The 10,982-nt window shown below is 64.2% G+C and carries 12 protein-coding genes and 2 tRNA genes; 6 read left to right on the top strand and 8 right to left on the bottom strand.

Going from position 1 to position 10,982, the window contains the following annotated elements; genetic code table 11:
- Positions 1–2 precede the first annotated feature (2 nt).
- The 4 genes from P8014_RS08300 to P8014_RS08285 all read right to left on the bottom strand — a co-directional run bounded on the left by P8014_RS08300 (position 3) and on the right by P8014_RS08285 (position 1,674).
- A tRNA-Gln gene (locus P8014_RS08300) sits at positions 3–73 on the bottom strand.
- Between the two features lie 18 nt (positions 74–91).
- Entirely contained in the window at positions 92–484 is a 393-nt protein-coding gene (gene rpsI, locus P8014_RS08295) for a 30S ribosomal protein S9 (protein WP_337816845.1), read from the bottom strand.
- A 22-nt stretch (positions 485–506) separates the two neighbouring features.
- Positions 507–935, bottom strand: a complete 429-nt coding sequence (gene rplM / locus P8014_RS08290; RefSeq protein WP_337816844.1) for a 50S ribosomal protein L13 — start codon at positions 933–935, stop codon at positions 507–509.
- A 430-nt stretch (positions 936–1,365) separates the two neighbouring features.
- Positions 1,366–1,674: a (2Fe-2S) ferredoxin domain-containing protein gene (locus P8014_RS08285; RefSeq protein ID WP_337816843.1), complete on the bottom strand. Its 309-nt coding sequence runs from the start codon at positions 1,672–1,674 to the stop codon at positions 1,366–1,368.
- A gap of 128 nt (positions 1,675–1,802) precedes the next feature.
- Here P8014_RS08285 and P8014_RS08280 point away from each other — a divergent pair, with 128 nt between their 5' ends.
- The gene (locus tag P8014_RS08280) at positions 1,803–3,056 is read left to right on the top strand and encodes a (Fe-S)-binding protein (protein WP_337816842.1); all 1,254 of its coding nucleotides are present in this window, start codon (positions 1,803–1,805) and stop codon (positions 3,054–3,056) included.
- A 38-nt stretch (positions 3,057–3,094) separates the two neighbouring features.
- Positions 3,095–3,733, top strand: a complete 639-nt coding sequence (gene coq7, locus P8014_RS08275) for a 2-polyprenyl-3-methyl-6-methoxy-1,4-benzoquinone monooxygenase (protein ID WP_337816841.1) — start codon at positions 3,095–3,097, stop codon at positions 3,731–3,733.
- Here coq7 and P8014_RS08270 read toward each other — a convergent pair.
- Positions 3,722–5,842, bottom strand: coding sequence for a GNAT family N-acetyltransferase (locus P8014_RS08270; RefSeq protein WP_337816840.1), 2,121 nt, complete (start codon positions 5,840–5,842; stop codon positions 3,722–3,724). The two genes, coq7 and P8014_RS08270, sit on opposite strands and share 12 nt — an antisense overlap.
- 520 nt (positions 5,843–6,362) lie before the next feature.
- Between P8014_RS08270 and greB the strand changes: the two genes are divergently transcribed.
- The gene (gene greB, locus P8014_RS08265; protein WP_337816839.1) at positions 6,363–6,863 is read left to right on the top strand and encodes a transcription elongation factor GreB; all 501 of its coding nucleotides are present in this window, start codon (positions 6,363–6,365) and stop codon (positions 6,861–6,863) included.
- Here greB and P8014_RS08260 read toward each other — a convergent pair.
- A complete protein-coding gene (locus P8014_RS08260; RefSeq protein WP_337816838.1) occupies positions 6,848–7,969 on the bottom strand; it encodes a TDT family transporter in 1,122 nt (373 codons plus the stop codon). The genes greB and P8014_RS08260 overlap by 16 nt on opposite strands.
- A 103-nt stretch (positions 7,970–8,072) precedes the next feature.
- On the opposite strand from P8014_RS08260, the gene P8014_RS08255 reads away from it, so the two are divergent.
- From P8014_RS08255 to P8014_RS08245, 3 genes are read left to right on the top strand one after another with little or no spacing between them, the layout of a single operon-like run.
- Positions 8,073–8,966 carry a LysR substrate-binding domain-containing protein gene (locus P8014_RS08255; RefSeq protein ID WP_337816837.1) on the top strand — a complete coding sequence of 298 codons (894 nt, stop codon included), beginning with the start codon at positions 8,073–8,075 and terminating at the stop codon, positions 8,964–8,966.
- 12 nt (positions 8,967–8,978) lie between these two features.
- Positions 8,979–9,290, top strand: a complete 312-nt coding sequence (locus tag P8014_RS08250; protein ID WP_337816836.1) for a cytochrome b/b6 domain-containing protein — start codon at positions 8,979–8,981, stop codon at positions 9,288–9,290.
- Entirely contained in the window at positions 9,257–9,598 is a 342-nt protein-coding gene (locus P8014_RS08245; RefSeq protein ID WP_337816835.1) for a hypothetical protein, read from the top strand. Before P8014_RS08250 ends, P8014_RS08245 begins: the two co-directional genes overlap by 34 nt.
- Before the next feature lie 2 nt (positions 9,599–9,600).
- On the opposite strand, the gene P8014_RS08240 is transcribed toward P8014_RS08245, so the two are convergent.
- Positions 9,601–10,797 (bottom strand): MFS transporter, encoded by a 1,197-nt coding sequence (locus P8014_RS08240; protein ID WP_337816834.1) that lies wholly within the window; start codon positions 10,795–10,797, stop codon positions 9,601–9,603.
- 66 nt (positions 10,798–10,863) lie between these two features.
- Positions 10,864–10,940, bottom strand: a tRNA-Met gene (locus tag P8014_RS08235).
- Positions 10,941–10,982 lie beyond the last annotated feature (42 nt).

The following is a 10,982-nucleotide window of genomic DNA, read 5'->3' as shown; positions in this document are numbered from 1 at the left end:
GGCTGGGGGACTAGGATTCGAACCTAGATTGACGGAGTCAGAGTCCGCTGTCCTGCCGTTAGACGATCCCCCAATGACTCGAGAATCGTTATTAACGCTTCGAGAACTGGGTCGCGCGGCGGGCCTTGCGCAGACCGACCTTCTTGCGCTCGACTTCGCGGGCATCGCGGGTCAGGAAGCCGTGCTTGCGCATCTCGCCTCGCAGGTTCTCGTCGTACTGCTGCAGCGCGCGGGCGATGCCGAGGCGAATGGCGCCGGCCTGACCGCTGGAACCGCCACCAGCCACCGTCACGGTGACGTCGAAGCGGTCGTTCAGTTCGGCAGCCTCGAGCGGCTGACGGCTGATCATGCGTGCGGTCTCGCGGCCGAAATACTCCTCAATCGGCTTGGAGTTGACGACGATGTTGCCACTTCCCGGACGAAGAAAGACTCGTGCCGAAGAACTCTTGCGGCGGCCGGTGCCGTAATACTGGGTGTCAGCCATGAACGCTTATCCTGATGCGATATTAAATGTCGAGCGGGGTCGGCTGCTGCGCGGCGTGCTTGTGCTCGCTGCCGGCGTATATTTTCAGCTTTCGGAACATGGAACGACCCAGCGGATTCCGCGGCAGCATGCCCTTGACGGCCAGCTGCAGCACGCGGGCGGGGTTGCGCTCCATCATTTTCTCGAAGCTGGCGGACTTCATATTGCCGATGTAGCCGGTGTGCCAGTAATACATCTTGTCCTTGGACTTGGCACCGGTCACGCGCAGCTTCTCCGCGTTCACCACGATGATATAATCGCCGGTGTCGACATGCGGCGTGTACTCAGGCTTGTGCTTGCCGCGCAGACGGCGAGCGATTTCGGTCGACAGGCGACCCAGAGTCTTGCCACTGGCATCGACCACGAACCAATCACGCCGGACTTCGGCCGGTTTTGCGCTGAAAGTCTTCATTCTCTGACTCACTGCTCCGAGTACTGTCGTCGACAAGGCGCCATCCAGCGCACCCGTCAATCCCTGAAAGGGGCGAAATCTTAACCGGATGATCCTTCCGACGCAAGTATCCCGCGAACAAAAAAAGAAGGCGTGGCAATGCCACGCCTAAAGAACGATTAGAGGGAGATACTGAATACGGATGAACCGCATATCAGTAAATCCGAATATACATAATTCCTGCTGTTTTGGTCAACTACTCCGGCGGACACAAAAAAGCGCGGCCCAAGGGCCGCGCCAAGTACCACCAAAGGAGGATGAGATGCCGAATGAGATGAATCACTGAAAAGCTTCATTCATCAGCAATTGAGAAATTACTAACATACACTCTACTTTGTCAACAATAAATTTAACTTTTCATTTCGACTGAGCCGCGTGAACGCTCAACCGATCAGTCCAACAGTAAGCGCTGCACTACCCGGCCATTGAGCAGGTGTTCCTCGATGATTTCGTCGATATCCGCGCGTTCGGCGTAGGTGTACCAAACCCCTTCCGGATAGACGACCAGCACCGGGCCTTCCTCACATCGTCCCATGCATCCGGCGATGTTGACCCGCACCCGCCCCGCACCGGCGATCCGTAACTCCTTCGTTCGCTGCTTGGCGTAAGCTCTCAACTCGGCAGCATCGTGGTCCTGGCAGCAGGCCTTACCCTCGCGCTGGTTGGTGCAGAAGAAAACATGACGATCGTAATAAGACATCTCGGATATCCGTGTGGCCGGCAGAACGGGTGCGTATCGATGGTAACAATGGTGGCGCAAACACCCCTTCTCAAGCCACCCCCGAACACGGGTACCATAAGCACGAACTATCGCACACCACCAGCTCCATGACCGACGCCGAAGCCGCCCCGAATCAGGAAGAATTCACCGCCACCGATCAGTGCGTCATGTGCGGACTCTGCCTGCCGCACTGCCCCACTTACGCAGAAACCGAAAACGAGGCGGACTCGCCGCGCGGGCGCATCTCGCTCATCCAGGCCATGGCCCGCGGCGAATTGCCCGCCGACCGGCGCCTGTCCACACACCTCGAAGGCTGCCTGAGCTGCCGCGCCTGCGAAGACGTATGCCCGTCCGGCGTACCCTATGGCCGGCTGATCGACAATGCCCGTACCGAGTTGCGGCGACGCGTACCACCCAACCCCATGCGCGATGCATTGCGACAGGCCTTCGCCGCACACCGCACGCTGCGCCGGACGCTCTACGCCGCCACGCGACTTGCCAGGCTCAGCGGCCTCTGGAGCCTGGCAAAGCGGCTCGGCATCCAACGTCTGCCGGGGCTGGGGCGTCTACACGCCCTGACCGGCAGACTGCCGGCAGCACACCTGTCGTTCGACGCCGTCGGCAGAGACTCGAACCCGGCTGTCTACCTGTTCACCGGCTGCGCCGCCGAGATCTTCGACCGCGAAACCCTTGAGGCCGCCAGGCGGGTACTGCTCATACTCGGCTACCACGTACTCACACCCGAGGCACAAACCTGCTGCGGCGCGCTGCATCAGCACGCCGGCGACCGACAGGCCGCCCAGGCACTCGCGCGCGCCAATTTCTCTGCATTCGACAACGACATCCCGATCCTCGTCACGTCCAGCGCCTGCGCTACCACCCTGCGCGAATACGACACCCTGCTCGGCGCAAAGGGACGGCTCTTCGGACAACGCGTGCACGAAATCGGCGAATTCCTCTCCGCGACACCGTGGCCGGAAGCGCTCGAACCTCGTCCGCTTGCCCAGCGGGCAGCAGTGCATACTCCCTGCTCGCAGCGCCGCGTCCTGCACGCCCCCGATGTCGCGTTCACACTGCTGCAGCACATCCCGCAGCTCGAACTCATTCCCCTACCCGGCAACGACCGCTGCTGCGGCGCGGCAGGCAGCTACATGATCGAACACCCTCAAATGGCCGACGCACTGGCCGCGCCCAAGGTTCGCGCAGCGGCCGACCTCGCCCCCGAACTGCTGATTACCACCAACATCGGCTGCGCCATGCATCTGGCGCGAGCCCTGGCGGAGAACGGCCAGGCCGTCGAGGTCCTACACCCGGTAACCCTGCTGGCACGCCAGCTTGCCGGAATGCCGCCCAGGGCATAGCATGCCAGAATAGCCTCTCAAGTCATCACGGAACCTTCATGCGTCAGCTTTCCCACATCGACCGCCTGCTCGGCGAAATCGACTACTCCCTGCGCACACTGTACGGCGAGTCCCACGGCACTGGCCGCCCCGACCCATCCATCGGCTTCGCGGAAGCAGAACTGGACGACTCGGAGCGCAAGCTCGCGGGCGATCTGCTGCGCGTCGATCACGCCGGCGAAGTCTCGGCCCAGGGGCTTTATCGCGGCCAGGCGCTGACCGCCCGGGACCCGGACACCCGCGCCCAGATGCAACAGTCTGCCGAGGAAGAAAACGACCATTTGCAGTGGTGCGAGGCGCGGCTCGACGCGCTCGGCACCCACAAGAGTCTGCTCGGGCCCTTCTGGTACTGGGGCAGCTACGGCATCGGCGCCTTCGCCGGTACGCTCGGCGACCGCTGGAGTCTCGGCTTCATCGACGAAACCGAACAGCAAGTCGTGCGCCATATCGGCGACCACCTGCAGCACCTGCCCGAAGCCGACCACAAGAGCCGTGCGGTACTCGAACAGATGCGCGAGGACGAAACCCACCATGCCCACAAGGCCCGCAGCGCCGGCGCCGCGACGCTGCCGTGGCCGGTACGCAAGCTCATGCATGCCGTGTCGCGCGTCATGACGGGTGCCGCCTCACGCCTCTGAACCCGGCGGACGCAGCAGCGCCGCGACGCCTTCCCGCAGCACTCCGACGATCTGAGCCCGCCCCGGCAATCCCAGGCGGGCAGCGCTCTCGGCCCAGCTCCGCGCCTGCACCAGCCTCACCAACATCGCCTCGGCCAGCGCCGTAGCCACGGCACCGGACTTCCAGCCTCTTCCCAGCCGCGCCAGACAGAGTTCGCGCAGCCAAGGCAGAGCGTCCTCGAACTCGCAGCTGCCGCGGGCAAAACGCTCCGCCTCGCGCAGCGCATCCGCGCCGACCTCCGGCAATTCAGCCTGCGCCAGCAATTCGAACGCCAGCTCCGGCTCGAGCGCACGCAGGGAATCACCCAACCAGGCCGGCAGCCCCGCTGCGAAGCGCTCGGCGGCACGCGCCGCCGAAACCTTTCCCGAAGACGTCAGACCGCGTAGCGCCAACGCGGCGTGTGCACCGCTGGTGGCTTCACGCGTGAAGCCCATGCGCACGACCGAAAATCCGGATGCACACCAAAAGCGCAGCAAGTCGGCTTCGGCGCCGAAGCTGGCGCCGACCCAGTCCACGCCATCCTCCAGCGCCGCCTCGGCCACGCCCCTCAGCAAACGCCCACCCAGACCACGCCCCTGCGCAGCCGGATGCACCGCAATGCGCACGATACGCAAGCCGCGCAGGCCGGCGTCCTCCGCACGGCCCAGATGTGCAGCCAGCGACTGCGCAATCAGATGTCCGCGTACCCGCCGCTCGCCGCGGCCCACCGCAGCGGCCAGTTCCGCATCCAGCCTTCCCTCATCGGCAGCAACCGCCACACCGACGAGATGACCGCGGTACCGCAGCCCCCATAAAGATATCTCCTCGCCGTCCAGCCACTGGCGCAGATCGCGCGGACGGGTACGGTAGTGCGCCAGCACCAGCAGGCCGAACAGCTCCCGCAGACCGTCCTCATCCGCGACCAGGCGGTCGCGGTCGATGCGTTCGAGCCGACAATCGTCCGGCAAGGCCAGCGCCACCACCTCATCCGCGGCAGGCTCGGCATCGAGCAGCAGCAAGCGCGCATCCAGCTCCTCCAGCGGATCACCCGAAGCCCAGCGCACCGGCTCTTCGAGCCCGACCCCACGCCAGCCGGGCGTACGGCGCTCCAGAATCCCGCCGAAACGCACGGCAAAAGCACGCCCGCTGCCTTCATAACCATGCACGGTGGTGGCGAACGCGATACGCGCATAGCGCTCCAGCAAACTCCCCAACAACCCCACCGGCAAGGTCGCCGCCTCGTCGACCAGCAACAGATCGGTCTCCTGCGGTTCGCGGACCAGCGCATCGGGCGCCACGAACCGCAACTCCGCCGTCCCCCAATGCAGCACACCTCGCCCATGTCTGGCCTGAGGCAACCGCGCGGCGGCGCAGGCGAACAACGGCTCCGCCGCAGCCAGGCTCGGACCGGTCACCAGCACCCGCGCCGCGTGCCCGCGCATCAGCACCGCCGCAGCCAGACCGAAGGCGGACGACTTGCCGCGCCCGCGGTCGGCCGTAAGCACCACCGGCCTCCGCCGATGTCCCGTCATCACGCGACACACGGCATCCACCGCCTTCCGCTGATCGGCAGTGAGACAGCCGTCCGCATCCTGTAACAAGGGTTCCCGCGTGGCGCCCGGCGCGGGCAGCGGCGGCCATGCATCGCCCTGGATCAGCCTCGTGACCTCATCCGCCGCGGACAGCAACCTCGCCCATCTCGCCAGGAACCGCCGGCCCGCGTCCCCGTCCGCCGTCGACTCCGGCCATGTCTCCAGCGGCGGCCCGCAGAGCAGGAGCAGCCCCCCGGCCCGCAGGCTGCCGGTGAGTGCACCGAATGCGTCGGGATCGAGCCCTGCACGCACGTCCACACCGACCAGCTCGAGTTCACGCCCCAGCACCTCGCCAACATTGCCGGAGAATTCCGTCCACCCTGGGGGCGGAGTGCCGAACCAGCGCGTAGCGTCGATTCCCAGTGTAGCGGGCAGCGCCGCGAGGACATCGCGGTACCAATCCGCGGCGCCCTCCAGCAACACGACGCGCCGTTGGCGCGCTACCAGCGCCTGAGCGCGCAGGCGGCGGAAGAAATCGTGTCGGGATGGATCGTGCATGGGTGCTAGGCGCCGGACAACGGAGTGGCGGGATTATCGCTGATCACGAGGATCGCCGTGCAATGCGGTAAGAACTGTCCTCATCGTTGGCGCTGAGGCCCGTTTCGGGCGCGAATCAGCGCTTTCGGTTTTGATCTTGTGCGAGTGAAGATGGCGTATTTGCTGGCTTTGGCGGCTGATTTCGGGCGCGATTCGATGCCTGGGGATTCGCTTGATCGAGGTGACGCGCCCGAGCCGGTTTGTTCGGCGCATCCCTGCGCCTTACCCTTCGGGGCGGGCGCGTCACATCAGCAGACCGAAACGCCATACGCCGAATCGTGCACGAAATAGACCACCGTGATAAACAAATGCGTTGAAATCGTTTGCGCAAATTCAAAGCCGAACCTCAAATTGCGCACGAGGACAACCGCCAGCGTTCACAACGATCAACTCTCTTGGAGTTACCCCCAGGCACAAACCTTCCCGAAATACCCACAAGCCCTATACTGCGCCGCATCCACCCAAGCACACCGAGCCCGACATGCCACGCTGGCGCCCACCCCCGCCGCGCTCATCGCCATACATCACCCCCACCGGCATCGCCGCTCTGCGCGACGAACTCGATGGCCTGTGGCTGCGCCGCCGGGACGTGACCAAACACCTCGCCGCGGCTGCCGCCGAAGGCGATCGCTCGGAGAACGCCGAATACATCTACCGCAAGAAGGAACTGCGCGAGATCGATCGGCGCATCCGCTATCTGCAGAAACGGCTGCCAGAACTCAAGGTCGTGGAGCGCCCGCCGGGCGAGCGCTCGCGCGTGTTCTTCGGCGCCAGCGTGCAGTTGGAGGATGAAAACGGCGACGAACTCCTGTTACGCATCGTCGGCGCCGACGAGTTCGACCCAGCGCGCCGCAACATCAGCATCGACTCTCCGATGGCCAGAGCATTGCTCAAGCACGCCGTGGACGACGAAGTCGTCGTACGTACTCCGCAGGGCGAACGCCGCTACTGGATCGTCAACGTCGACTACGAAGACACCTGAACACCCACCTCGCCGGCCAGGCACGGCGCATCGAACAGATAGCCATGCCACATGCCGTGCAAAGTGCGCGCTGCCACCACACACCAGAAACCTGCCAACTGCAGCACCAGCAAGGCCCCGAACGCCTCGAAAACCGCCCACCCCGTCTGCTGTGCAAGCATCAACGTCGATGCGGTATAGACCCCCAAAGGGAAAGTAAAACCCCACCAACCCATGTTGAACGGCAGTCCCTCACGCAGATAACGCAGAGTGAAGAACCAGGCCATGCCCCACCACCACAAGCCGTAACCCCACAACAACAACCCGACGAGCAAACCGAAAGGACGCGCGAAGGCGGCCGCTTCGGCCACGGGCGTGCCGGCAAACGCCGGCCCTGCCGCCTGGCCCAACACCAACAGAGCCAGCGCCCCCGTGCCGATAGGCCCCAGCACCAGCCAGCCCGATGCCGCCATCGCCCGGTGCGGCAGCTTGTGCAACGCCAGGCGCAGAAACACCACCACGACCACGCCCAGCGCCAACGGCACCGACATAGCCCACAGCACATAGCTCACCGCAATCACCCCCTGCGCCGTCTCATGGGCTAGATGCGGAGCCAGATAGCCACCCGAAGAAGCCGTCACCTCCGAAGAGACCAAAGGTAACAGCCACACCGCAGTCATGTCCTTGAGGCTGTGCTCCTGGCGTGTGAACATGAAAAACGGCACCAACCAGCCGAAGCCGACCGCCAGCAGTACGTCCAGCCACCAGAGTCCGTATGCCAGGGGCACCGGCATACCGAACAACAGCCCACCATTTATCACCGGCACGAGGCCCATGGGAATCGCACCTAGAAACATTGACTGCACCGGGTGCTCGAGCAGGTGCCGTACCGAATCGGCCTCCAGCAACAAACGGGCGAGAAACAGCGCGGAGAACAGCACATAGAAGCCGACGTCCACCCACCACAGTCCGTGCGCCAGCACGTCCTGCCCCGGGAACCGGTAAGGAAAGGCGTGAATCATCAGCAGCAGGATTCCGGTTCCCATGGTCATGGTGAACCAGTTGGGAGTGAAGTGGCGGATCACTTCCGCCGGGCGCTGTTTGTGGGTAAGCGGACGCAGTCTCATGAGCACCTCCAGAAAGAGAGCCCAGCTTAGCCACAAGAGAACATCATTAATAATTATCTTTATTTAGCTTAAACATCACATAAAAGAATGATATAAGAAACTCATGCGTCTCAATCCCGAGCAACTGCTGACCTTCGCCACCGTAGTGCGCGAAGGCGGCGTGGGCGCAGCCGCGCTGCGCCTGCATCTCACCCAACCCGCTGTCTCCAATCAGTTGAAGCGGCTGCAGGAAACGCTTGGCGAAGCCCTGTACCGGCGCGCCGGGCGCGGCATCGCACTGACCGGCACCGGGCAGCGCCTGTACGTCGAAGCGCAGCGGCTATCCGATGCGCTGAACGCCGCGCAAGCGCTGGCAGACTCGCTTTCCAGCGCCGAATCAGGCCTGGTGCGCATCACCGCCAGCCAGACCCTTGGCGCCTATTTGCTGCCGCCGGTCGTAGCCGCCTTTCGCGAACAGGCCCCAGGCATTGAAATCGAACTGGCCAGCTACAACAGTCGCGAGGTTGCGGCAAGGCTGCTGGACTGCGACATAGCACTGACCGAAGGTTCGCTCGACACTGATCTGCCTGACGATCGGCAGGCCGAAATCATTGCCCGAGACGAGATCGTCGCCGTGCTGCGCAGCGATCACCCGCTGGCGCAACGCCGCAGTCTGCCGATAAATCTGCTGGCAACACAGCCGCTGATCTGGCGCGAGCGTGGATCCGGCACGCGTGCGCAGCTTGAACAGGCCTTCCGCGAGGCCGGCGTGCAACCGCGGTTCGGCATAGCACTGGCCGGCGTCGCCGCCGTCAAGGAAGCCGTGCGCCAGGGACTGGGCATCGGTTTCGCGTCACGCTTGGCGCTGCGGCACGAGGGGTCGAACATGACCAGCATCGCCCTGAGTCCACCCCTCACACGCGAACTCAGGCTGATCGCCGGGGAACCCCCCTCTGCCGCAGCCGCGCGCTTCCTCCGCTTCCTACGCCAACAACTCGACCTGGGAGGCCCCCCATAAGGTGATACATTTATGCCCAACGACACTTCATGCACGACCGACGACATGGCTGAACCGCTCAAGGAACACCGCGTCTGGAGCCCCGGACTACGCTGGTTTCACTGGATCAACGCGCTATGCGTGTTCGCCCTGATCGGCTCCGGCATCATCATGCTGCGCGAGACCGAATTCGGACTCAGCGCGGACGGACGCTACTTCGTCGAATCGCTGCATGTCCATATCGCCTACCTGTTCGCGCTCAACCTGCTGTGGCGCGTGTACCTCGGCTTCTTCGGCGATACACACGCACGGTGGTCCGCCCTGCTACCGCGCGGACCGCAGTAAGCCTGGCGCGCGGCGACCTCTACCTGCCGCCCTATGCCGGCTACAGCGCGGCAGTCGCAAAAACGGGGGCGGAGGCTCCCACACCCCAGGCCTCGCGCGCCTACCCGACCGGCCTCGTACATGCTCATGTCGCGCTGTTCGCACTGATCGCCATACTGATCACCTTGCACATCGGCGGCGTGATCCTGATGGACATCGCCGAGCGCAGCGGCCTGATCTCCGGCACGTTCACCGGACGAAAATACCTGCGAGGTCCGCCTGCCGAAACCTTGCCGGTCGAAAACTCGGCCGAAAAAGATCGGGGCTGATCTCAGCGGGCGAACAACAGACCCAGAACGGCCAGAAGCGCAAAGCCGGCGCCAGCGGCAAAGGTGAACGCCGGCCCGAATGCCGTCCACAGGCCTCCGGCGATGACGCTCGCCAGCAGCAGCGCCACCCCGACCACCAGGTTGAAGATACCGAACGCCGTGCCGCGCAGCGTGGCCGGGGCGTGATCCGCGACCAGCTTGGACAGCAAACCCTGGGTAAAGGCCATGTGCAGCCCCCACAGCGCCGCCCCCGCGAACACTGCCGTCGCGCCGGACGCCAGCGCCAACACCGTATCGGCCGCGATGAGAAACAACAGGCCGACGATCAGCAGCGCGCGACGGCTGAGCCTGTCCGCGGCTGCGCCCGCCGGGTAGGCGAACAGCGCGTAGCCGACGTTCATGGCGACCATCACCAGCGGCACGAAACCCAGCGCCAAACCGACGTTTTCCGCGCGCAGCACCAGGAACGCCTCGCTGAAGCGGGTCAGCGTGAACAACGTCCCCAGCAGCACCACCATCCAGAACCGCAGGGGCAGCCGCTTGATGTCCTCAAGAGCAAGCGGAACCTTCCCCTTGCCTGCCGGAACCGGACGTTCCGGCTCGCGCACATAGGCCATCAACAGCGCGACGGCAATGAACGCGGGCACCACCGCCACCCACATCGCCGCCTCGAGGTTGTCAGCGAACCAGAACAGGAACAGCGCCGCCAGCAACGGCCCGATGAAGGCGCCCACCGAATCCAGCGCCTGGCGCAATCCGTAGGCGGCGCCACGCAACGCCGGCGGCGTTATGTCCGCCAACAGCGCATCGCGCGGCGCACCGCGCATGCCCTTGCCGATACGGTCGACGAAACGCGCCGCGAACACCCACTCGATCGCGTTGGCGAGTGGAAACACGGGCTTGGACAGCGCAGCCAATGCGTAGCCGGACACCATGAGCAGCTTGCGCCGCCCCAGGTAGTCGCTGAGTGCGCCGGAAAAGACCTTGGTGATCGAGGCGGTCGCTTCGGCCACGCCTTCGATGAGGCCGATGGTGACCATGGACGCGCCCAGCACGCTGGCCATGAAGATCGGCAACAGGCTGTGGATCAGCTCCGAAGAAGCATCCATGAACAGCGAACCGAAGCCCAGCGCCCATACGCCGCGCGGCAAACGCCTGGCCTGAAAAGGGTCGCGACGGGTGTGCGCCGGTGAACTCATTGGCGCGGACTCCATCGGCTGCGCCTGATCGGGGAACAATGGAACCTGAAAATCAGATTCTGGAGATGGTGGCTATGGTTGGATTCGAACCAACGACCCCAGCATTATGAGTGCTGTGCTCTAACCAGCTGAGCTACATAGCCATGTGCAGGAAGGCGCGTATTCTCTGAAACCGCGCCCTGCAA

This window comes from Acidihalobacter sp., from assembly GCF_037381185.1.
In the GTDB taxonomy this organism is placed as follows: domain Bacteria; phylum Pseudomonadota; class Gammaproteobacteria; order DSM-5130; family Acidihalobacteraceae; genus Acidihalobacter_A.
Note: the sequence above shows the minus strand (reverse complement) of the source record. Positions and strands in the feature narration are given on the sequence as shown.